Source organism: Pseudomonas sp. W22_MBD1_FP4, from assembly GCF_052113765.1.
Taxonomy (GTDB): Bacteria; Pseudomonadota; Gammaproteobacteria; order Pseudomonadales; family Pseudomonadaceae; genus Aquipseudomonas; species Aquipseudomonas sivasensis.
In genome coordinates this window covers 23149-44159 of sequence record NZ_JBGQOI010000029.1, presented here as the reverse complement: position 1 = coordinate 44159, position 21011 = coordinate 23149, and the positions used below count along the sequence as shown (strand labels likewise).

Sequence of the window (21011 nt, the reverse complement as noted above, 5' to 3'; positions counted from 1 at the left end):
TATCTCGATCAGAGGATTCGGTGTGCTGACAGGTCGTGGCAGCGATTTACAGTAGAGTCAGGCCTTGCCGTTACAGCTTGACGGCAGAGTCGGGGGGCCGGTGACGCAGGCCACAGGCAAACAGCCCCGGGCTCTTAGCTCGGTCGATAAACGCGCACATTGGCATGCCCCTCACTGAGCAAATGGTGGGCATGCAGGCGACTCATCACGCCTTTGTCGCAATACAGCAGGTACTGACGGCTGTCATCCAGTTCCTTGAAACGCGCGTTCAATGCGTAGAACGGCAGCGTTTGTACGTCGACGCCAGGAATTTCCAGCGGCTCATCTTCAGCGGCATCCGGGTGACGGATGTCGACAACAATCTGGCCGGCCAGGGCTTCACTGACTTCTTCGATCTGCACATCCTGGCCCAGTTCGTCGATAACACGATCGATCGGGACCAGCTTGGCGTTCTGAAGCGCACGCTCCAGAATCGCCATATCAAACTGTTGTTCTTCGTACTCCACGCGGTTGCGCTTGGCGTGGGTCTTGGGATTCACCGAGATGACCCCGCAGTATTCAGGCATATGCTTGGCGAAGTCGGCGGTGCCGATTTCTTCTGCCAAATCGATGATGTCCTGCTTGTGGCTGGCGATCAGTGGGCGCAACACCAGCTTCTCGGTCACGCAGTCGATCAGCGACAGGTTCGGCAGCGTCTGGCTGGAAACCTGGGAAATCGCTTCGCCGGTCACCAGGGCGTCGATCTGCAACTGATCGGCAATCCGAGACGCAGCGCGCAACATCATACGCTTCAATACTACGCCCATATGACTGTTATCGACTTTACCGAGAATTTCGCCCAGCACTTCCTCAAACGGTACGCTCACAAATAGCACGCGTTGGGAGCTGCCGTACTTCTTCCAGATAAAGTGCGCGACTTCCATCACGCCCAATTCGTGTGCACGCCCACCCAGATTAAAGAAGCAGAAGTGGCTCATCAGGCCGCGGCGCATGATCTGGTAGGCCGCAACCGTGGAATCGAAACCGCCGGACATCAATACCAGGGTCTGTTCCAGGGCGCCCAACGGGTAGCCGCCGATGCTGTCGTGCTGGCTGTGAATCACAAACAACCGTTGGTCGCGAATTTCCATGCGCACTTCAATTTGTGGCGCTTTTAAGGAAATTCCGGCGGCGCCGCACTCGCGACGCAGCTTGCTGCCGACGTATTTCTCGACGTCCATGGAGCTGAATGGGTGCTTGCCGGCACGCTTGCAGCGTACCGAAAAAATCTTGCCTTCAAGGCTGTCACCGAAGTGCCGTTTGCATTTTTCGGTGATGTCGTCGAAGTCGCCCAGCGGGTACTCATCCACCTGCAGGAAATGCGCGATACCCGGCATGCAGCTCAGGCGCTCGGTCATGTCCTTCAAGGCTTTGGCGTCGGTGAGGCGGGTTTCCAGTTCGAGGTTGTCCCACACACCGTTCACCACCACAGCCGGGTCCAGATCGCGGAGCACGGCACGGATGTTCTTGGCCAACTGACGGATGAAACGCATCCGTACCGGTCGGCTCTTGATGGTGATCTCGGGGAAGACTTTAACGATTAATTTCATGGAAACAGCGCGCGCAGGGCCTGCCGAAAAAGGGGGGCGCGGATTATAGCGGAAATCGCTCAAGGTTTAACCAGTTAATATGCACATCACTCGACTCGCACTAAAGCAGTGCATTTGCACGCATCAGCGCCACATTGCAGTGCGCGAATTTCGCGCTTTTGTCGCAACGCACCTTTATAGGGGCGTTTTTGGAGCAAAAAACCCATGTTGGCGCACTGGCATGCAATTTGCTCTCTTGTGAGGCAGGTTGCCATGGCGGACTATCCGCGCCGGCATCACCCACATTCTAAGGGCTAACTCCACTACCCCAGCCCGAAGCCACCCGGAGGACACTATGTCGAAGTCGGTTCAACTCATCAAAGATCATGACGTTAAATGGATTGATCTGCGCTTCACGGACACCAAAGGCACTCAGCACCACGTGACCATGCCGGCTCGCGATGCGCTGGATGATGCGTTCTTCGAAGAAGGCAAAATGTTCGACGGTTCCTCCATCGCTGGCTGGAAAGGCATCGAAGCCTCCGACATGATCCTGATGCCGGACGACAGCACTGCCGTGCTGGACCCGTTCACCGAAGAAGCCACCCTGATCCTGGTGTGCGACGTGATCGAGCCTTCGACCATGCAAGGCTACGACCGCGACCCACGTGCGATCGCCAAGCGTGCCGAGGAATACCTGAAGTCGACCGGTATCGGTGACACCGTATTCGTAGGCCCAGAGCCAGAATTCTTCATCTTTGACCAAGTGAAGTTCAAGTCCGATATCTCCGGCTCCATGTTCAAGATCTACTCTGAACAAGGTTCGTGGATGTCCGATCAGGACGTGGAAGGCGGCAACCATGGCCACCGTCCAGGCATCAAAGGTGGTTACTTCCCAGTTCCGCCGTTCGACCACGACCACGAAATCCGTACCTCCATGTGCAACGCCATGGAAGACATGGGCCTGGTCATCGAAGTTCACCACCACGAAGTGGCGACTGCCGGCCAGAACGAAATCGGTGTGAAGTTCAACACCCTGGTTGCCAAGGCTGACGAAGTTCAGACCCTGAAGTACTGCGTACACAACACTGCCGTTGCCTACGGCCGTACCGCAACCTTCATGCCTAAGCCTCTGTACGGCGATAACGGTTCGGGTATGCACGTTCACCTGTCCATCGCCAAAGATGGCAAGAACACTTTCGCTGGCGAAGGTTATGCCGGCCTGTCCGATACCGCCCTGTACTTCATCGGCGGCATCATCAAGCACGGTAAGGCCCTGAACGGCTTCACCAACCCTTCGACCAACTCCTACAAGCGTCTGGTCCCAGGTTTCGAAGCTCCGGTAATGCTGGCCTACTCGGCGCGCAACCGTTCCGCTTCGATCCGTATTCCTTACGTCTCCAGCCCACGCGCTCGCCGTATCGAAGCTCGCTTCCCGGACCCAGCAGCCAACCCTTACCTGGCCTTCGCTGCTCTGGTTATGGCCGGCCTGGACGGTATCCAGAACAAGATCCACCCTGGCGACGCTGCCGACAAAAACTTGTACGACCTGCCGCCTGAAGAGGCCAAAGAGATCCCACAAGTGTGCGGCAGCCTGAAAGAAGCCCTGGAAGAGCTGGACAAGGGCCGTGCGTTCCTGACCAAAGGCGGCGTGTTCAGCGACGACTTCATCGACGCTTACATCGGCCTGAAAAGCGAAGAAGAAATCAAGGTTCGTACCTTCGTACACCCACTGGAATACGAGCTGTACTACAGCTGCTGATCCGGTAGCGCTGCTTAAAGTGGCGTGACAAAAAAGACCTCCTTCGGGAGGTCTTTTTTTGCCCGTGAATTACACAGTTCCACACCTGCAAACCTAATCAAAAAGGTGGGAGGGAGCTTGCTCCCGATAGCGGTGGGTCAGCTGATACAGGTGCTGACTGACACTCTGCTATCGGGGGGCAAGCCCCCTCCCACAAGGAGATCAGCATTGAAACGTCGACTTGTGTTCGCTCTGTTATTCGTCAGCGCCAGTGCATTCGCTGCACCGCCGACACTGGAGCCATTGCTCAACAGCATCGCCGAACGCCTGACCATTGCCGACCAGGTGGCCCTGAGCAAATGGGACAGCAAAAAACCGGTAGAAGACAAAAAGCGCGAGCAAGATGTGCTCGCCAGCGTCATTGCCCAGGCACCGAGCTACAAACTGGAGCCCGCCGCCGCCGAGCAATTTTTCTCGGCGCAGATCGAGGCAAACAAGCTGGTGCAGTACACCCACCTGTCCGACTGGCAGTTCCAGGGCAAGGCACCCGACGACCCGCGCCCGGACCTGGTAAAGCAGATTCGCCCGCAACTGGATCAATTGCAAAAACGCCTGCTGCAACAACTGGCGGACTTCACTCCACAACGTACCGACCCGCAGTGCCCTCAATGGCTGGCCGAAGCGGTACATGAGCCGCTGAACGACCCACTGCGGCAATTGGCGATGATCCGCGCTACGGCCGAGCTGTGTATCTACAAAGACTAAAACTGTAGCCCCGATCCAAAAATGTGGGAGAGGGGCAACCCCTCCCACATTTGATTTATATGATTTCGGCACTTCCTGAACAACCTTCACAAAACCGCACTATATTGGTGCGACATCCTGCACCCACCCCAACGACTAACACCATTTTGGTTCGAAACTTCCCGTTCAAGCTGGCAGAACGCCACAGTTTCGGGCCCTAACCCCCCATTTCAGGGCTTTCGCGCTTCTTTTCGGAGCCTTGGTTTGGTTTTTGCATTTTCCTTGTATCAGCGTGTGCCTCAAGCCCGCGCCTTGCTCCAAAAGAGGTCCTGATGACCATCAGCGATGCACTGCACCGTTTGCTACTCGACAACCTGACCACCGCGACCATCCTGCTCAATGACGACTTGCGTCTTGAGTACATGAACCCGGCGGCGGAGATGCTTCTGGCCATCAGTGGCCAGCGCAGCCATGGGCAGTTCATCAGCGAGCTGTTCACCGAGTCGGCCGAAGCCTTGAGCTCGTTACGCCAGGCGGTGGAGCAGGCGCATCCATTCACCAAGCGTGAAGCGATGCTCACGGCCCTTACCGGGCAGACATTGACCGTCGACTACGCTGTGACCCCGATCCTGAGCAACGGCGCGACCCTGCTGCTGCTTGAAGTACATCCCCGTGACCGCCTGCTGCGCATCACCAAAGAAGAAGCGCAGTTGTCCAAGCAAGAAACCAGCAAGATGCTGGTACGTGGCCTCGCCCATGAGATCAAGAACCCGTTGGGCGGCATCCGTGGTGCGGCGCAGTTGCTGGCCCGCGAGTTACCGGACGAGAACCTCAAGGACTACACCAACGTCATCATCGAAGAAGCCGACCGCCTGCGTAACCTGGTGGACCGCATGCTCGGCTCCAACAAGCTGCCGTCCCTTGCGATGACCAACGTGCACGAAGTACTTGAGCGCGTCTGTCATCTGGTAGAGGCCGAAAGCCAGGGCTGCATCACCTTGGTGCGCGACTACGACCCGAGCATTCCCGACGTGTTGATCGACCGCGAACAGATGATCCAAGCGGTGCTCAACATCGTGCGCAACGCCATGCAGGCCATCAGCAGCCAGAACGAATTGCGCCTGGGCCGCATCAGCCTGCGCACCCGCGCACTGCGCCAGTTCACCATCGGCCACGTGCGCCATCGCCTGGTGACCAAGGTCGAGATCATCGACAACGGCCCAGGCATTCCTGCGGAACTTCAGGAAACCATCTTCTTTCCCATGGTCAGCGGCCGCCCGGACGGTACCGGGCTGGGCCTGGCCATCACCCAGAACATCATCAGCCAGCACCAGGGTCTGATCGAATGTGAGAGCCATCCCGGCCACACCACGTTCTCGATCTTTCTGCCTCTGGAACAAGGAGCCCCATCGACATGAGCCGTAGTGAAACTGTCTGGATCGTCGATGACGACCGTTCTATCCGCTGGGTCCTTGAGAAAGCCTTGCAACAGGAAGGCATGACCACCCAGAGCTTCGACAGCGCCGACGGGGTGATGAGCCGCCTGGCACGCCAGCAGCCCGACGTGATTATTTCTGACATCCGCATGCCAGGCGCCAGTGGCCTGGACCTGCTGGCACGCATCCGCGAGCAGCACCCGCGCCTGCCGGTGATCATCATGACTGCGCACTCCGACCTGGACAGCGCTGTCGCGTCTTACCAGGGCGGCGCATTCGAATACCTGCCCAAGCCGTTTGACGTGGACGAGGCTGTGGCGCTGGTCAAGCGCGCCAACCAGCACGCCCAGGAACAACAGAATCAGGAAGCCCCGCCGGCCCTGACCCGCACCCCGGAAATCATCGGTGAAGCGCCTGCGATGCAGGAAGTGTTTCGCGCCATCGGGCGCTTGAGCCACTCCAACATCACCGTGCTGATCAACGGCGAGTCGGGCACCGGTAAAGAGCTGGTAGCCCACGCTCTACACCGTCACAGCCCACGGGCAGCGTCGCCGTTTATCGCACTGAACATGGCAGCGATCCCCAAGGACTTGATGGAATCCGAGTTGTTCGGCCATGAGAAAGGCGCGTTCACCGGCGCCGCCAACCTGCGTCGCGGACGCTTTGAACAGGCGGATGGTGGCACGCTGTTCCTCGATGAGATCGGCGATATGCCGGCCGACACCCAGACTCGCCTGCTGCGCGTACTGGCGGACGGCGAGTTCTACCGCGTTGGCGGTCACACACCGGTCAAGGTTGATGTGCGCATCATCGCCGCGACTCACCAGAACCTGGAAACCCTGGTGCATGCGGGCAAGTTCCGTGAGGACTTGTTCCATCGCCTCAACGTGATTCGCATCCACATCCCCCGCATGTCGGACCGCCGCGAAGATATCCCCACCCTCGCCCGCCACTTCCTCAGCCGCGCCGCCCTGGAGCTGGCGGTCGAGCCGAAGCTTTTGAAAAGCGAGACCGAGGAATACCTGAAGAACCTGCCATGGCCAGGCAACGTGCGCCAGTTGGAGAACACCTGCCGCTGGATCACGGTGATGGCGTCCGGGCGCGAAGTGCATATCGGCGACCTGCCGCCGGAGCTTTTGAGCCTGCCGCAGGATTCGGCACCAGTGACCAACTGGGAGCAGGCGCTGCGTCAATGGGCCGACCAGGCACTGGCACGGGGCCAGTCGAACCTGCTGGACAGCGCCGTACCAGCGTTCGAGCGGATCATGATCGAGACCGCCCTCAAGCACACCGCCGGCCGCCGGCGCGATGCTGCGGTGTTGCTGGGCTGGGGTCGCAATACCCTGACGCGCAAGATCAAGGAGCTGGGCATGAAAGTGGACGGTGGTGACGACGATGAGGGCGACGACGCCTGAATCTCGAACCCACTAAGGTCTAATGTGGGAGGGGGGCTTGCTCCCGATAGCAGTAGGTCAGTCACAACATCTGTGCCTGATACACCGCCATCGGGAGCAAGCCCCCTCCCACATTTAGACCTCCACACGGACTCAGAACCGTGCACCGCTTCAATGCACCCTGTTCTAGCATCGCGCACACGTTCCACGCCCGAACCAACCATTTTGTTAAGAGAATGCTGAATTCCGAAAACACCAAAGCCCGGTAATCCGGGGCTTTGCGCTTTTTGAAGAATTTTTTTGGCACAACTTAGCCACTCTGGCACGCGCCCTGCAATAACCCAAGTACAACCCAGTTTCGGGGACCTTGGTACAGGCAGGCCGAGAATCCCCTCTTTACACCCGGGGTGCTTGATGCGAACCGCGTCGCGCTCCACACCGCTTTGGGGAACCTCGGTACAGGCAGGCCGGGGACTCCCTCTTTAACACCGAAGCCTTGATGGCTTCACCCCGTTTTGGGAGCCCTGGTACAGGCAGGCCGGGAACTCCCTTCTTTACACCGGGACTTATGTGGCACAGCGCCCATAGCCCCAGCCCGTTTTGGGGACCTTGGTACAGGCAGGCCGGGGATTCCCTCTTTTATTGCTCCTGGAGATGGATCTCCAACCGCCAGCGGTCATCGACCTCTTCTCCCTTCCACTCCCCGCGCAACGGCCGAGCCGCGACCAGGTTCAGCAGCAGGCCGCCATCGGTCTTGCGCACGCGCCAGTTCACGTCCTTGTCGTTGACCTTAAGTTTCCCGGTGCTGGCCTTGCCTTGGGCATCAAACAGCAACGCCACGGTGCCATCGATATGCTCGCCGTGCAGCTTGGGTTCGCTGTTGAACCACACCACTACGCCATCCGTGGTCGTCTCTACCTGTTGCAGTTCGACCGGGTCCGCAGTGGTCAGCCGGCCAATCATCAGGCCCACCATCAAGCCGACAATCGCCAGAGAGCCCATGACCCTTGGCAATAGCTTCGGTCTTGGGTCTTCTTCAGGGGTAGAATGCAGCGCATCTTTGCCTTCGGAGCCGTGCATGTTTCACGTCATCCTTTTTCAACCAGAAATTCCGCCGAATACCGGCAACGTTATCAGGCTGTGCGCCAACAGTGGCTGCCACCTGCATTTGATCGAGCCCCTGGGCTTCGACATGGACGACAAGCGCCTGCGCCGTGCCGGGCTGGACTACCACGAGTACGCCACGCTCCAGCGCCACGCCGACTTGGCCAGCTGCCTGGAAAGCCTGGGGCATCCGCGCTTGTTCGCGTTCACCACCAAGGGTTCGCGACCGTTCCATGATGCCAGTTTTGCTGAAGGCGATGCCTTCCTGTTCGGCCCGGAGAGCCGTGGCCTGCCGGCCGAAGTGCTCGACGCCCTGCCCGATGGGCATCGCCTTCGCCTGCCAATGCGCGAAGGCTGCCGCAGCCTGAACCTGTCCAACACCGTAGCCGTTGCCGTGTACGAAGGTTGGCGCCAACTCGGTTTCAAATAACACACCAAACAAAATGTGGGAGGGGGCTTGCCCCCGATGGCGGAGTGTCAGTCGACATCTATCTGACTGATCCACCGCTATCGGGAGCAAGCCCCCTCCCACATTGGGTTCTGCGTCGGGTTCGAGATTACTGAACCGTCGGTGCGCCTTCCTGTTGCATGCGCTGCAGCTCTTGAGCGTACAGGGCATCGAAGTTCACCGGAGCCAGCATCAGCGCAGGGAACGAACCACGGGTGACCAGGCTGTCCAAGGTCTCACGGGCATACGGGAACAGGATGTTCGGGCAGAACGCGCCCAGGGTGTGGCTCATGGACGCTTCGTCCAGGCCCTGGATCAGGAAGATACCGGCCTGTTGCACTTCAGCAATGAAGGCCACTTCTTCACCGTTCTTGACGGTGACCGACAGGGTCAGCACAACTTCGTGGAAGTCGCCTTCCAGTGCCTTTTGACGGGTGTTCAGGTCCAGCGCAACGCTTGGGGTCCACTCCTGGCGGAAGATGGCCGGGCTTTTCGGCGCTTCGAACGACAGGTCACGCACGTAGATACGCTGCAGCGAGAACTGTGGGCCTTGAGCTTCTGCTGCTTCGGTGTTCTGTTGGTCAGTCATCGCAGATCCTTCTTGATCTTGGGGTCTTTTAGGGTTTAGGAGTCAGACGAGCAGCAGCGCATCGAGTTTACCGGCGCGCTCCAGGGCAAACAGGTCGTCGCAGCCACCGATGTGTTTGGCGCCGATCCAGATCTGCGGCACAGACGTGCGTCCCGCCTTCTGGGCCATTTCGGCGCGCACCTGGGGCTTGCCGTCGACCTTGATCTCTTCGAAGGCAACGCCCTTCTTATCCAGCAGAGCCTTGGCTCGCATGCAATAAGGGCAATAATCGCTGGAGTAGACGACAACCTGGCTCATATCACTTCACCAGCGGCAGGTTATCGGCGCGCCAGCTGCTGATGCCACCGGACAGCTTGGCCGCGGTGAAACCGGTCTTGAGCATTTCGCGGGCGTGAGTGCCGGCGTGCTGGCCTTGGGCGTCGACCAGGATGATGGTCTTGGCCTTGTGTTTTTCCAGCTCGGCCAGGCGCGCGATCAGCTTGTCCTGTGGAATGTTCAGTGCACCGACGATATGGCCGGCAGCGAATTCCTTGGCTGGGCGGATATCCACCACAATGGCCTCATCCTTGTTGACCAGCGCGGTCAGCTCCGACGTGCTCAGGCTGCGACCACCACGGCTCAATTCGTGAGCGATCAGCAGCGCCAGCAGGATGACGAAGGCACCCACGAGCAGATAGTGGGCAGTGGCAAATGCAATCAGGTGATCAACCATCAAGGAGGTTCCAGGGCGTTAAAATGGCGGTAAGTATACACAGCCGTCAGGGGGGGCCAACCCCCGTAAAGCGGTGACGTGGTCGGAACTTCGCTTTAAACTGCCACTCCCTTTTCAATTGCCTTCCTTTATTACCGCCGCGAGAGGATCTATGACTACTACGCCTAAACCTTTGGTCCTGATAATTCTCGATGGCTTCGGACACAGTGAAAGCCACCACGACAACGCGGTATACGCGGCCAAGAAGCCTGTACTGGACCGCTTGACCGCCAGCGTCCCCAACGGCCTGATCTCCGGCTCGGGCATGGACGTGGGCCTGCCCGACGGGCAAATGGGCAACTCGGAAGTCGGCCATATGAACCTCGGCGCCGGACGAGTGGTATATCAAGACTTCACACGAGTGACCAAAGCGATCCGCGACGGCGAGTTCTTCGAGAACCCGACCATCTGCGCAGCGGTAGATAAAGCAGTAGCCGACGGCAAGGCCGTGCACTTCATGGGCCTATTATCCGACGGCGGTGTACACAGCCACCAAGACCATCTGGTTGCCATGGCCGAACTGGCCTTCAAGCGCGGCGCCGAGAAGATCTACCTGCACGCCTTCCTCGACGGTCGCGACACCCCGCCAAAAAGCGCGCAATCGTCCATCGAGCTGCTGGACGCCACATTCGCCGCCCTGGGCAAGGGCCGCATTGCAAGCATCGTGGGCCGTTACTTCGCCATGGATCGTGACAACCGTTGGGACCGAGTGTCCCAAGCCTACAACCTGATCGTCGACGGTCAGGCCGAATTCAACGCCGCCACCGCCCAAGAAGGCCTGGAAGCCGCCTACGCCCGTGGCGAAAGCGATGAGTTCGTCAAGGCCACCACCATCGGCGAACCGGTAAAAGTCGAAGACGGCGACGCCGTGGTGTTCATGAACTTCCGCGCCGACCGTGCCCGCGAGCTGAGCCGCGTGTTCGTCGAAGACGGCTTCAGCGAGTTCGAACGAGCCCGCCAGCCAAAAGTGCACTACGTCGGCCTGACCCAATACGCCGCGAGCATACCGGCCCCCGCCGCCTTTGCTCCGGGCAGCCTGGACAACGTGCTCGGCGATTACCTGGCGAAAAACGGCAAGACCCAACTGCGCATTGCCGAAACTGAAAAATACGCCCACGTGACCTTCTTCTTCTCCGGCGGCCGTGAAGAACCGTTCCCAGGCGAAGAGCGCATTCTAATCCCGTCGCCAAAAGTCGCCACCTACGACCTGCAGCCGGAAATGAGCGCGCCGGAAGTCACCGACAAAATCGTCGACGCCATCGACCACCAGCGTTACGACGTGATCGTGGTCAACTACGCCAACGGCGACATGGTTGGCCACAGCGGCAACCTGGAAGCCGCGACCAAGGCCGTGGAATGCCTGGACTTGTGCGTCGGTCGCATCGTCGACGCCCTGGAAAAAGTCGGCGGCGAAGCGCTGATCACGGCCGACCACGGCAATTGCGAGCAGATGTCCGACGAGTCCACCGGCCAGGCACACACGGCTCACACCACTGAGCCAGTGCCGTTCATCTACGTGGGCAAGCGCGACTTCAAAGTGCGTGACGGCGGGGTGTTGGCGGATGTGGCGCCAACCATGCTGATGCTGATGGGGCTGGAGAAGCCAGCGGAGATGACCGGGACCTCGATTCTGGTTTGATTTCAACCACACCACTGAACAGTGTGGGAGGGGGCTTGCCCCCGATAGCAATGGGTCAGCCAACACATATTCAGCTGACACACTGCAATCGGGGGCAAACCCTTCCCACATTGGATCTCCCGTGTTTGGAAGATGTCTTTTTGCCATACCACCGCCACTCGGCGCCTATCTTGCCCGCCAGCCCCAATTGGGCGTTTTTTTTGCAGCGCTTGGCGGGCATACTAGGCCGTCCCTTTCCCTGGTGTCGCCCGCCTCTATGCTTCGCGCCTTGATTACCCTTGCTCTTGTCTGCCTGCTCCAACCGGCGTTTGCCGATGAGCGCGCACAAACCCAACAACAGTTGGACGCTACGCGTCAGGACATTACCGAGCTGAAAAAACTGCTCGGCAAGCTCCAGGAAGAAAAGTCCGGGGTGCAGAAAGACCTGCGCGGCACGGAAACCGAAATGGGCAAGCTAGAGAAGCAAGTCCAGGAGCTGCAAAAAGAATTAAAGAAGAGCGAGTCGGAACTGGAGCGACTCGACGCTGAGAAAAAAAAACTCCAGAGCGCACGCGTTGAACAGCAACGCCTGATCGCGATCCAGGCCCGCGCCGCCTACCAGAGTGGCCGCCAGGAATACCTCAAGCTGCTGCTCAACCAGCAGAACCCTGAGAAATTCGCGCGCACCCTGACCTACTACGACTACCTGAGCAAAGCCCGCCTGGAGCAATTGAAAAGCTTCAACGAGACTCTGCGCCAGTTGGTCAACGTCGAACAGGAAATCGCCAACCAGCAGTCGCAGTTGGAAGACCAGAAAAGCGCCCTCGACACCCAGCGCGATGAGCTGGACAAGGTCCGCAAGGAGCGCCAGCTGGCCCTGGCCAAGCTCAATGACGACGTGAAAGCCCGCGACGCCAAGCTCCAGGCCCGCGAGCAAGACCAAGCCGACCTGGCCAAAGTGCTCAAGACCATCGAAGAAACCCTGGCGCGCCAGGCACGTGAGGCCGAAGAAGCGCGCCAGAAAGCGCTGATCGCCCAGCAGGAAGCCGAAAAAAAGCGTCAGCGTGAGGCCGAACTGGCAGCCACCACTGACGCTCCGGCGCCACGTAAACCGGCACATGCAGCGCCTGGACCGTTGGTTTCCAGCGCCGGCGAGTCCTTCGGCGGCCCTTTTGCTTCAGCGCGAGGAAAACTTCCATGGCCTGTTGATGGTCGACTACTGGCACGCTTCGGTGAAACCCGTGGCGACGACACCCGCGCCAAGTGGGATGGGGTGATGATCAGCGCCTCCGCCGGCAGCCAGGTCCACGCCGTTCACGGCGGGCGCGTGGTGTTTGCCGATTGGCTGCGGGGCGCCGGTTTGTTGGTGATTCTTGACCACGGTAATGGCTATTTGAGCCTTTACGGCCACAATCAGACGTTACTCAAGTCGGCAGGTGATGTTGTAAAAGCCGGTGAATCCATCTCCACTGTCGGTAACAGTGGTGGCCAGGACACCCCGGCGCTGTACTTCGCTATTCGTCAGCAGGGTCGCCCGAGCGATCCCGCACAATGGTGCCGTTCCCAAGGATAGGGCCGCATCTACATTAGGAGTTCGTTCGACATGCTGCATTTGTCCCGCCTCACTTCGCTGGCCCTGACGATCGCCTTGGTGATCGGCGCGCCTCTGGCTTTCGCCGACCAGGCCGCTCCGGCTGCACCTGCTGCCACGGCCGCGACCACCAAGGCCCCGTTGCCGCTGGACGAGTTGCGCACCTTTGCCGAGGTCATGGACCGCATCAAGGCAGCCTATGTCGAACCCGTAGACGATAAGACTCTGCTGGAGAATGCCATCAAGGGCATGCTCAGCAACCTCGACCCGCACTCCGCCTATCTGGGCCCTGAAGATTTCGCCGAACTGCAGGAAAGCACCAGCGGTGAATTCGGTGGCCTGGGCATTGAAGTCGGCGCCGAAGACGGCAACATCAAGGTGGTGTCACCCATCGACGACACCCCGGCGTCCAAGGCCGGCATCCAGGCGGGTGACTTTATCGTCAAGATCAACGGCCAGCCGACCCGTGGCCAGACCATGACCGAAGCCGTGGACAAGATGCGCGGCAAGATCGGCCAGAAAATCACCCTGACCCTGGTACGCGACGGTGGCAACCCGTTCGACGTGACACTCACCCGCGCGACCATCGTGGTCAAGAGCGTGAAGAGCCAACTGCTGGAGTCGGGCTACGGTTACATCCGCATCACCCAATTCCAGGTCAAGACCGGCGACGAAGTGGCCAAGGCACTGGCCAAGTTGCGCAAGGACAACGGCAAGAAACTCAGCGGCATCGTGCTCGACCTGCGCAACAACCCAGGCGGCGTGCTGCAGTCGGCGGTGGAAGTGGTCGACCACTTCATTACCAAAGGTCTGATCGTCTACACCAAGGGCCGTATCGCCAACTCCGAGCTGCGCTTCTCGGCCACCGGCAACGACCTCAGCGAGAACGTGCCACTGGCCGTGCTGATCAACGGCGGCAGCGCCTCGGCTTCGGAAATCGTCGCCGGCGCCCTGCAGGACCAGAAACGCGGCGTGCTGATGGGCACCACCAGCTTCGGCAAAGGCTCGGTGCAGACCGTGTTGCCGCTGAACAACGATCGCGCATTGAAGATCACCACTGCGCTGTACTACACGCCGAACGGCCGCTCCATCCAGGCCCAGGGCATCGTGCCGGACATCGAAGTGCGCAAGGCCAAGATCACTAACGAGATCGACAGCGAGTACTACAAAGAGGCAGACCTGCAAGGTCACCTGGGCAATGGCAACGGCGGTGCCGACCAGCCGACCGGCAGCAGCAAGAAAGCCAAGCCGATGCCACAGGACGACGACTATCAACTGGCTCAGGCGCTGAGCCTGCTCAAGGGGCTGAGCATCACGCGCAGCCGTTGATATGCGATTTGCCCTGATCCTTGCTCTGCTGTGCAGCCTGGTGGGAGTCGCCCAAGCGACTCCCACAGGCGAACCTCACAAAGCCTATCTGACGCTGATCATCGACGACCTGGGGCAAAACCTGCCTCGGGATCGCCGCGTGCTGGCCCTGCCTGGGCCGGTGACCACCGCGATCATGCCCGACACCCCCCACGCTGCAGAATTCGCCCGCGAAGCCCACAAGGCCGGCAAGATCGTGATCCTGCACATGCCCATGGACCCGGCCACCGGCCCGTTCGCCTGGCACCCTGAGCTACCTATCGAAGAACTCGCCAAACGCCTGGACGCCGCGTTCAACGCCGTGCCCTACACCGCCGGCATCAACAACCATATGGGCAGCCGCATGACGGCTCAACCTGCGGCAATGGCCTGGTTGATGGCCGAGCTGCAGCGGCGCAACAAGTTCTTTGTCGACAGCCGTACCAGCGCGCAGACCGTGGCAGCCGCCGAGGCACAGAAGATCGGTCTGGCGAGTGTTTCGCGGGACGTGTTCCTGGACGACGAACGCACTGAAGCAGCCATCACCACACAGCTGCAAACCGCGATCAAGCTGGCTCACAAACAAGGCTCGGCCGTGATGATCGGTCACCCTTACCCACAAACCCTGGCAGTGCTGGAGCGCGAGCTGCCCAAGCTCAAGGCACAGGGCATCGAGTGGATTGATATTAAGCTGATGATCAGCGTGCGCAGCAATCAAGCCATGGCTGGGCACGGGAAGGACGGGGTTTACCGCTAGAAACGCCGCAACGATCCCCAGTAAGAGCTGGCAAGCCAGCGCCTACAGAATTTCGGGTCTTTTACAGATACTTCGCCGTGATCTCGTCGACGACGCCGTCTTTACGCAACTGGTCCAGCGCGGCCTGAAGCTTGGCTACCAAGTCGTCCGGCACATCCTTGTTCAACGCGAGGTAGAGCTGGGCGCTGTTGAATCGCAGCACGGTCTTGAGCCCGGTCACCCCAACTTGGCGTGCCAGGTAACGCCCGGCCGGGTCGCCGGTAGCCCACAAGTCGATCTGGCCATCCACGAGCTTTTGCGCATTGTCCTGGTCACGCAGCACTACGATCGGGTTGAGGCCCTGTTTCTCCAGGGTCTCGGCGATGGCATCGCCTTTATAGGCGCCGATCTTGTAGCGCCGCGCTTGCTCAAGTTCGGCAAGCTGGATCTTGCTGTCCGACTTGGCCAGCAGCACCCAATCATCCGGGCCAATGGGGCCGACCCACTTGAACAGCGCTTCGCGAGCCGGCAAACGTGCCATTACGAATACGCCATAGCCGGGTTTTTCCAGGGCGAGCTTGTAGATTCGCTCCCAAGGAAAACGCAGGGTGAGGTTGTAGGAAATGCCCGCACGCTTGAAGGTTTCGCGCACGATATCCACGGCGATGCCTTCGATGTTTTCTTCCTTGGCGAAGTTCTTGCCGTTTTTCGCCATGTTGTACGGCGGGAAGTTTTCCGTCAGCAACACCAGGGAGGCGTCGGACGGTTCCTCGGCATGGGCCGAACCGACTAACAACAGGGACGAACTGGCGAGGGCAAGTAAGAGGGTCTTGAACATGAAGGCTACCGGAATCCATGGCAAGCGCAGAGAGTGCCGCGCGCCCGCCATGGTGTCCAGCAACGTTTAACGAACGACGATACCGCGCGCCGCCATATAGGCCTTGGCCTCAGGAACGGTGTATTCGCCAAAGTGGAAAATACTCGCCGCCAGCACTGCGCTGGCGTGGCCTTCGATCACGCCGTCGGCCAGATGCTGCAGGTTGCCGACGCCGCCGGAAGCGATCACCGGAATGCCCAGCGCGTCGCTGATGGCACGGGTCACGCCCAGGTCGAAGCCGTTTTTCATGCCGTCCTGGTCCATGCTGGTCAGCAGGATCTCACCAGCGCCCAGGCCTTCCATCTTCATCGCCCATTCCACCGCGTCCAGGCCAGTCGGCTTGCGACCTCCGTGGGTGAAGATCTCCCAGCGCGGGGTTTCGCCCGGGCCGGAGACTTTCTTGGCGTCGATAGCCACTACGATGCATTGCGAGCCGAAATGTTGCGCGGCTTCGCCGACGAACTCCGGGTTGAACACCGCTGCGGTGTTGATCGAGACCTTGTCCGCGCCAGCATTGAGCAGGTTGCGGATGTCTTGCACGGTGCGCACGCCGCCGCCCACGGTCAGCGGGATAAACACCTGGCTGGCCATGCGCTCGACGGTGTGCAGCGTGGTGTCGCGGCCATCAACGCTGGCGGTGATGTCGAGAAAAGTAATCTCATCGGCACCTTGCTCATCGTAGCGACGGGCAATTTCCACCGGATCGCCGGCATCACGGATGTTCTCGAACTTGACGCCCTTGACCACGCGACCATTGTCGACGTCCAGGCAAGGGATGATGCGTTTGGCCAGCGCCATGGTCAGTCCTCAGCCGTTGTAGGCATCGCAGTAAGCCTGGGCTTCGGCGACGTCCAGAGTACCTTCATAGATCGCGCGGCCGGTGATGGCGCCGATGATCCCTGGCGCCTTGGCGTCCAACAGCGACTTGATATCGCCCAGGTTGTGAATACCGCCGGAAGCAATCACCGGGATCTTCGTCGCCGCAGCCAGCGCGGCCGTGAACGGTACGTTGCAGCCCTGCATCATGCCGTCTTTGGCGATGTCGGTATAAACGATGGCGGACACGCCGTCAGCTTCGAACTGCTTGGCCAGGTCGATGACTTGTACGGTGCTGATTTCAGCCCAGCCGTCGGTGGCGACGAAGCCATCTTTAGCGTCCAGACCCACGATAACTTTGCCTGGGAACGCGCGGCAGGCTTCAGCAACGAAGGCCGGGTCTTTCACAGCCTTGGTGCCGATGATCACGTAGCTCACGCCAGCTTTGACGTAGTGCTCAATGGTTTCCAGGGAGCGGATACCGCCGCCGATCTGGATCGGCAGATTCGGGTAGCGCTTGGCGATGGCGGTAACCACCTCACCGTTGACCGGCTGGCCTTCGAAGGCGCCGTTCAAGTCCACCAGATGCAGACGACGGCAGCCCCCTTCTACCCATTTGGCAGCCATGCTCACCGGGTCATCGGAGAACACGGTGGAGTCTTCCATGCGGCCTTGGCGCAGACGTACGCAGGCGCCGTCCTTGAGATCGATAGCGGGGATAATCAGCATCTGGCAAACCTTATTCGATATTCAGCAATGCTTGGGAAATCAGGGTTTCTCAAGCGACCACAGGTCGCTTTCGATGCTTTCGAACCTTTCTTTAAGGAGCGTCTGCGAATCGAAAATCGCCCTGTTGTAATAGTGCGGAGCCACTTCGGTGGTGAACAGCTCAAGAATCTCGGCGACCTCGAACGAGCCCAGCTTGAGCTCGAAGCGATCTTCCATGAAGCGTTTGATCTTGAGGGTAGCCTCACTCTCCTGCTCAGGCGTGAGGTTCAAGATCGGCAGCTTCGGCTTCCTGGCCATTTACCAGCGCCCGTCCCACGCAGCGAAGTTCTGCAGCAATTGCAGGCCATGGGTATGGCTCTTCTCCGGGTGGAACTGCACGGCAAAACGCGAACCTTCGGCCAACGCTGCGGCGAAGTCGACGCCGTAGTGCCCGCCACCCACCACCTGGCCCGGCTTACCGGCGGCGATGTAGTAGCTGTGCACGAAATAGAAACGCGCCAGGTCCGGGATGTCGTGCCAGAGCGGGTGATCCACCGTCTGACTGACTTCGTTCCAGCCCATATGCGGCACTTTCAGGTGGGCGCCATCTTCGTGCAGGTCCTTGCCGAAGAACTTCACCTGGCCAGGGAACAGGCCGATGCAGTCGACGCCGTCGTTCTCTTCACTGCGGTCGAGCAAGGCTTGCATGCCCACGCAGATGCCGAGGAACGGGCGATCCTGGCTGACTTCGCGCACCAGGCTGTCAAAGCCCAGACGGCGGATCTCGGCCATGCAATCGCGAATCGCGCCGACACCGGGGAATACCACGCGGTCAGCTTCGCGAATCACGTTGGCATCGCTGGTGATCAGCACCTTGCCGGCACCTACGTGTTCGAGGGCCTTGGCCACCGAGTGCAGGTTACCCATGCCGTAATCGATAACCGCGACCGTCTGCATTACAGAACGCCCTTGGTCGAGGGCATTTGCCCGGCCATGCGGTCATCCAACTCTACAGCCATGCGCAGCGCGCGGCCGAAAGCCTTGAACACGGTTTCGATTTGGTGGTGGGTGTTGGTGCCGCGCAAGTTGTCGATATGCAGGCTGACGAGCGCGTGGTTGACGAAACCCTGGAAAAATTCCTGGAACAGGTCGACGTCGAAGCCGCGGCCCACGTTGGCACGGGTGTACGGCACGTGCATCTGCAAGCCTGGGCGGCCGGAGAAGTCGATGACCACTCGCGACAGCGCTTCGTCCAGCGGGACATAGGCGTGGCCGTAGCGACGGATGCCTTTTTTGTCGCCGATGGCCTTGGCAAATGCCTGGCCGAGGGTGATGCCTACGTCTTCCACCATGTGGTGGTCGTCGATGTGCAGGTCGCCCTTGCCTTCGATATCCAGGTCGATCAGCCCGTGACGGGCGATCTGGTCCAGCATGTGCTCAAGAAAAGGTACACCGATATCAAATCGGGCCTTTCCGGTGCCATCCAGGTTGATCGAGGCTTTGATCTGGGTTTCCAGAGTGTCGCGCTCGACGGACGCCTTACGTTCGGCCATCACCAGCTCCGCAAAATCATTGGGCGAAAAAGGCAGCCATTATAGGGGCGCGGGCGCTAAACAGAAACATCGAAGGGGATAAGACTGACGAGTTGAAGCGGGGGGTGTCGGGGATAGACATGTGCATACAAGTGCGAATCCACTTATGAAAACTCTGCACAGCCAATGTGGAAGGGGGCTTGCTTCCGATGGCGGTGGCTCAGTCGCCTAGTGGCTGACTGATCCGACGCTATCGGGAGCAAGCCCCCTCCCACAATGGTTTTGCGGTGTTAGTGGAACAGTACCGCCGTCTTCTGCAGGGTCACCCACACACCCCACGCCAACGGAATACCCACCACCAGCCAGGCCGCAACGGCCAATGGCACCGTACCGGGGGCTGCTTTCCACTCCAGGGAAGTGGTGGCATCCGCGCCCTTGTCATGGCCCAGCGCCTGTTCGGCAGCCAGTTCGGCGTCGGTCATGAAGTACTTGTCGGCCACCGGACGTACCAGCATGTTGCAGATAAAGCCCAACACCAGCAGGCCGGCGAGGATGTACAAGGTGATGTCATAGGCCGCAGCGCGTTCAACGCCGATGCTCAGTTGATACTCACGCAGGTAGTTCACCAACACCGGGCCCAATACGCCCGCAGCAGCCCAAGCGGTCAGCAGGCGACCGTGGATCGCGCCCACCATCTGGGTGCCGAACAGGTCGGCCAGGTAAGCCGGAACGGTGGCAAAACCACCGCCGTACATCGACAGGATGATGCAGAACGCGGCCACGAACAGCGCCACGTTGCCCAGGTGCCCCAGGTTCGGGATCAGCGCGTAGAGGGCAAAGCCCAGGGCGAAGAACACGAAGTAGGTATTTTTACGGCCCAGGTAGTCGGAGAACGACGCCCAGAAGAACCGGCCGCCGATGTTGAACAAGCTCAACAGACCGGTGAAACCCGCGGCGATCGCGGCGATCGACGCCAGTTGCCCGGCATCCAGTTGACCGAACGGCACATCAACACCCAGTAGCTTGCCACCGAACACTTCCTGCAGCAGCGGCGAAGCCATGCCGAGGATGCCGATACCGGCCGATACGTTCAGGCACAACACCAGCCATACCAGACGGAATTGCGGGGTTTTCCACGCCACGCTCACATGCACGTGACGGTGGGTGATCATCGCATTGCTGGCTTTTTTCGCCGGCGCGGTCCAGCCCTCAGGCTTCCAGCCGGTCGGTGGCACGCGATAAGACAGCGCACCGCCGATCATGAACACGAAGTAGATCGCGGCCATCACCAGGAAGCTCTGCCAGACGCCCACGCTGGTCGGCGAAGCGAAGTGACCCATCAGCGCTGCGGCCAGGGGTGCACCGACCATCGCGCCCCCACCGAAACCCATGATCGCCATACCGGTGGCCATGCCACGCTTGTCCGGGAACCACTTGATCAAGGTCGACACGGGCGAGATATAGCCCAGGCCCAGGCCGATGCCGCCAATGACGCCGGAACCGATCCACATCAGCCAGATCTGGTGGGTGTAAATACCCAATGCCGAGATCAACAGGCCGCCGCACCAGCACAACGCCGATACAACACCCGCCTTACGCGGCCCGGCATGTTCCAGCCAGCCGCCCCAGATCGCTGCCGAGCAGCCCAGGAAAATGAAGAACAGGGTGTAGATCCAGCCCAGCATGGAGATGGGCCAGTCGCATTGGGACGAGAAGACTTGGGCGATAAAGCTCATGTCTGGCGCGCAGGCAACGGGCTTGGTGATACCCAGCGCCTTGGACAGCGGCAGCCAGAACACCGAAAAACCATAGGCCATGCCGATGCAGAGATGGATGGCCAGGGCGGCCGGTGGAACCAGCCAGCGGTTGAATCCGGGCTTGGCGATGATGCGCTCCTTGGACAGGAACGCAGGCTGTGCGGCGGTAGAACCGGCCGCAGTGCTAGTGCTCATTGGTGTTTCCCCCAGTTATTAGTATGCGTCCGTCAGGCGCTCTCTCCCTCGGCCTTGCA

General features: G+C 59.9%; 21 protein-coding genes. 9 read left to right on the top strand and 12 right to left on the bottom strand.

Annotated elements, in window-relative coordinates:
- Positions 1 to 134 precede the first annotated feature (134 nt).
- Positions 135 to 1589 (bottom strand): tRNA uracil 4-sulfurtransferase ThiI, encoded by a 1455-nt coding sequence (thiI, locus tag ACEN2T_RS27095; RefSeq protein ID WP_032890151.1) that lies wholly within the window; start codon positions 1587 to 1589, stop codon positions 135 to 137.
- Positions 1590 to 1923: 334 nt separating this feature from the next.
- Here thiI and glnA point away from each other — a divergent pair, with 334 nt between their 5' ends.
- From glnA to ntrC, 4 genes are all read left to right on the top strand, one after another.
- Positions 1924 to 3330: a type I glutamate--ammonia ligase gene (gene glnA / locus ACEN2T_RS27090; protein ID WP_032890148.1), complete on the top strand. Its 1407-nt coding sequence runs from the start codon at positions 1924 to 1926 to the stop codon at positions 3328 to 3330.
- Between the two features lie 207 nt (positions 3331 to 3537).
- Positions 3538 to 4074, top strand: a complete 537-nt coding sequence (locus ACEN2T_RS27085) for a chorismate mutase (RefSeq protein WP_099601994.1) — start codon at positions 3538 to 3540, stop codon at positions 4072 to 4074.
- A 311-nt stretch (positions 4075 to 4385) separates the two neighbouring features.
- Positions 4386 to 5471 carry a nitrogen regulation protein NR(II) gene (glnL, locus tag ACEN2T_RS27080; RefSeq protein ID WP_032890142.1) on the top strand — a complete coding sequence of 362 codons (1086 nt, stop codon included), beginning with the start codon at positions 4386 to 4388 and terminating at the stop codon, positions 5469 to 5471.
- A complete protein-coding gene (gene ntrC, locus ACEN2T_RS27075; RefSeq protein WP_032890139.1) occupies positions 5468 to 6904 on the top strand; it encodes a nitrogen regulation protein NR(I) in 1437 nt (478 codons plus the stop codon). The genes glnL and ntrC overlap by 4 nt, the downstream gene beginning before the upstream one ends.
- A gap of 618 nt (positions 6905 to 7522) precedes the next feature.
- Here the strand turns inward: ntrC and ACEN2T_RS27070 are convergent.
- Positions 7523 to 7963: a hypothetical protein gene (locus ACEN2T_RS27070; protein WP_442117831.1), complete on the bottom strand. Its 441-nt coding sequence runs from the start codon at positions 7961 to 7963 to the stop codon at positions 7523 to 7525.
- On the opposite strand from ACEN2T_RS27070, the gene ACEN2T_RS27065 reads away from it, so the two are divergent.
- Positions 7962 to 8417 (top strand): tRNA (cytidine(34)-2'-O)-methyltransferase, encoded by a 456-nt coding sequence (locus ACEN2T_RS27065; protein ID WP_010563141.1) that lies wholly within the window; start codon positions 7962 to 7964, stop codon positions 8415 to 8417. The genes ACEN2T_RS27070 and ACEN2T_RS27065 overlap by 2 nt on opposite strands.
- 127 nt (positions 8418 to 8544) lie before the next feature.
- Here the strand turns inward: ACEN2T_RS27065 and secB are convergent, their stop codons facing one another.
- The 3 genes from secB to ACEN2T_RS27050 are packed head-to-tail and all read right to left on the bottom strand — an operon-like array spanning position 8545 to position 9736.
- Positions 8545 to 9024 (bottom strand): protein-export chaperone SecB, encoded by a 480-nt coding sequence (gene secB / locus ACEN2T_RS27060; protein ID WP_014716520.1) that lies wholly within the window; start codon positions 9022 to 9024, stop codon positions 8545 to 8547.
- A gap of 42 nt (positions 9025 to 9066) precedes the next feature.
- Positions 9067 to 9321 (bottom strand): glutaredoxin 3, encoded by a 255-nt coding sequence (gene grxC, locus ACEN2T_RS27055; protein ID WP_032890136.1) that lies wholly within the window; start codon positions 9319 to 9321, stop codon positions 9067 to 9069.
- A gap of 1 nt (position 9322) precedes the next feature.
- The gene (locus ACEN2T_RS27050) at positions 9323 to 9736 is read right to left on the bottom strand and encodes a rhodanese-like domain-containing protein (RefSeq protein ID WP_032890134.1); all 414 of its coding nucleotides are present in this window, start codon (positions 9734 to 9736) and stop codon (positions 9323 to 9325) included.
- A gap of 151 nt (positions 9737 to 9887) precedes the next feature.
- Here ACEN2T_RS27050 and gpmI point away from each other — a divergent pair, with 151 nt between their 5' ends.
- The 4 genes from gpmI to ACEN2T_RS27030 all read left to right on the top strand — a co-directional run bounded on the left by gpmI (position 9888) and on the right by ACEN2T_RS27030 (position 15088).
- Positions 9888 to 11414: a 2,3-bisphosphoglycerate-independent phosphoglycerate mutase gene (gene gpmI / locus ACEN2T_RS27045; protein ID WP_032890132.1), complete on the top strand. Its 1527-nt coding sequence runs from the start codon at positions 9888 to 9890 to the stop codon at positions 11412 to 11414.
- 256 nt (positions 11415 to 11670) lie between these two features.
- Entirely contained in the window at positions 11671 to 12966 is a 1296-nt protein-coding gene (locus tag ACEN2T_RS27040) for a murein hydrolase activator EnvC family protein (protein ID WP_032890130.1), read from the top strand.
- A 30-nt stretch (positions 12967 to 12996) separates the two neighbouring features.
- Complete coding sequence (locus ACEN2T_RS27035) at positions 12997 to 14313, top strand: S41 family peptidase (RefSeq protein WP_027605074.1); 1317 nt, start codon at positions 12997 to 12999, stop codon at positions 14311 to 14313.
- 1 nt (position 14314) lies between these two features.
- On the top strand, positions 14315 to 15088 hold the full coding sequence (locus tag ACEN2T_RS27030; RefSeq protein WP_099601993.1) for a divergent polysaccharide deacetylase family protein: 774 nt from the start codon (positions 14315 to 14317) through the stop codon (positions 15086 to 15088).
- A 61-nt stretch (positions 15089 to 15149) separates the two neighbouring features.
- Here the strand turns inward: ACEN2T_RS27030 and ACEN2T_RS27025 are convergent, their stop codons facing one another.
- From ACEN2T_RS27025 to ACEN2T_RS26995, 7 genes are all read right to left on the bottom strand, one after another.
- The gene (locus ACEN2T_RS27025; protein ID WP_032890125.1) at positions 15150 to 15905 is read right to left on the bottom strand and encodes a substrate-binding periplasmic protein; all 756 of its coding nucleotides are present in this window, start codon (positions 15903 to 15905) and stop codon (positions 15150 to 15152) included.
- A 66-nt stretch (positions 15906 to 15971) separates the two neighbouring features.
- Positions 15972 to 16742: an imidazole glycerol phosphate synthase subunit HisF gene (gene hisF, locus ACEN2T_RS27020; protein ID WP_003171107.1), complete on the bottom strand. Its 771-nt coding sequence runs from the start codon at positions 16740 to 16742 to the stop codon at positions 15972 to 15974.
- A gap of 9 nt (positions 16743 to 16751) precedes the next feature.
- Complete coding sequence (gene hisA, locus ACEN2T_RS27015) at positions 16752 to 17489, bottom strand: 1-(5-phosphoribosyl)-5-[(5-phosphoribosylamino)methylideneamino]imidazole-4-carboxamide isomerase (protein ID WP_003187784.1); 738 nt, start codon at positions 17487 to 17489, stop codon at positions 16752 to 16754.
- 39 nt (positions 17490 to 17528) lie between these two features.
- Positions 17529 to 17786, bottom strand: a complete 258-nt coding sequence (locus ACEN2T_RS27010) for a DUF2164 domain-containing protein (RefSeq protein WP_032890124.1) — start codon at positions 17784 to 17786, stop codon at positions 17529 to 17531.
- Positions 17787 to 18425: an imidazole glycerol phosphate synthase subunit HisH gene (gene hisH / locus ACEN2T_RS27005; RefSeq protein ID WP_032890121.1), complete on the bottom strand. Its 639-nt coding sequence runs from the start codon at positions 18423 to 18425 to the stop codon at positions 17787 to 17789.
- Complete coding sequence (gene hisB / locus ACEN2T_RS27000; protein ID WP_028615365.1) at positions 18425 to 19021, bottom strand: imidazoleglycerol-phosphate dehydratase HisB; 597 nt, start codon at positions 19019 to 19021, stop codon at positions 18425 to 18427. The genes hisH and hisB overlap by 1 nt, the downstream gene beginning before the upstream one ends.
- A 269-nt stretch (positions 19022 to 19290) precedes the next feature.
- Positions 19291 to 20952, bottom strand: a complete 1662-nt coding sequence (locus ACEN2T_RS26995; RefSeq protein WP_122764253.1) for an OFA family MFS transporter — start codon at positions 20950 to 20952, stop codon at positions 19291 to 19293.
- Positions 20953 to 21011 lie beyond the last annotated feature (59 nt).

Coding starts and splice junctions, on each gene's coding strand:
- ACEN2T_RS27050 (WP_032890134.1), bottom strand. CDS start 9,736: ATGGTTGATCACCTGATTGCATTTGCCACTGCCCACTATCTGCTCGTG.
- glnA (WP_032890148.1), top strand. CDS start 1,924: ATGTCGAAGTCGGTTCAACTCATCAAAGATCATGACGTTAAATGGATT.
- ntrC (WP_032890139.1), top strand. CDS start 5,468: ATGAGCCGTAGTGAAACTGTCTGGATCGTCGATGACGACCGTTCTATC.
- secB (WP_014716520.1), bottom strand. CDS start 9,024: ATGACTGACCAACAGAACACCGAAGCAGCAGAAGCTCAAGGCCCACAG.
- ACEN2T_RS26995 (WP_122764253.1), bottom strand. CDS start 20,952: ATGAGCACTAGCACTGCGGCCGGTTCTACCGCCGCACAGCCTGCGTTC.
- ACEN2T_RS27070 (WP_442117831.1), bottom strand. CDS start 7,963: ATGCACGGCTCCGAAGGCAAAGATGCGCTGCATTCTACCCCTGAAGAA.
- ACEN2T_RS27025 (WP_032890125.1), bottom strand. CDS start 15,905: ATGTTCAAGACCCTCTTACTTGCCCTCGCCAGTTCGTCCCTGTTGTTA.
- thiI (WP_032890151.1), bottom strand. CDS start 1,589: ATGAAATTAATCGTTAAAGTCTTCCCCGAGATCACCATCAAGAGCCGA.
- hisA (WP_003187784.1), bottom strand. CDS start 17,489: ATGCTGATTATCCCCGCTATCGATCTCAAGGACGGCGCCTGCGTACGT.
- ACEN2T_RS27065 (WP_010563141.1), top strand. CDS start 7,962: ATGTTTCACGTCATCCTTTTTCAACCAGAAATTCCGCCGAATACCGGC.
- hisF (WP_003171107.1), bottom strand. CDS start 16,742: ATGGCGCTGGCCAAACGCATCATCCCTTGCCTGGACGTCGACAATGGT.
- ACEN2T_RS27010 (WP_032890124.1), bottom strand. CDS start 17,786: ATGGCCAGGAAGCCGAAGCTGCCGATCTTGAACCTCACGCCTGAGCAG.
- hisH (WP_032890121.1), bottom strand. CDS start 18,425: ATGCAGACGGTCGCGGTTATCGATTACGGCATGGGTAACCTGCACTCG.
- gpmI (WP_032890132.1), top strand. CDS start 9,888: ATGACTACTACGCCTAAACCTTTGGTCCTGATAATTCTCGATGGCTTC.
- ACEN2T_RS27035 (WP_027605074.1), top strand. CDS start 12,997: ATGCTGCATTTGTCCCGCCTCACTTCGCTGGCCCTGACGATCGCCTTG.
- ACEN2T_RS27040 (WP_032890130.1), top strand. CDS start 11,671: ATGCTTCGCGCCTTGATTACCCTTGCTCTTGTCTGCCTGCTCCAACCG.
- ACEN2T_RS27030 (WP_099601993.1), top strand. CDS start 14,315: ATGCGATTTGCCCTGATCCTTGCTCTGCTGTGCAGCCTGGTGGGAGTC.
- glnL (WP_032890142.1), top strand. CDS start 4,386: ATGACCATCAGCGATGCACTGCACCGTTTGCTACTCGACAACCTGACC.
- grxC (WP_032890136.1), bottom strand. CDS start 9,321: ATGAGCCAGGTTGTCGTCTACTCCAGCGATTATTGCCCTTATTGCATG.
- hisB (WP_028615365.1), bottom strand. CDS start 19,021: ATGGCCGAACGTAAGGCGTCCGTCGAGCGCGACACTCTGGAAACCCAG.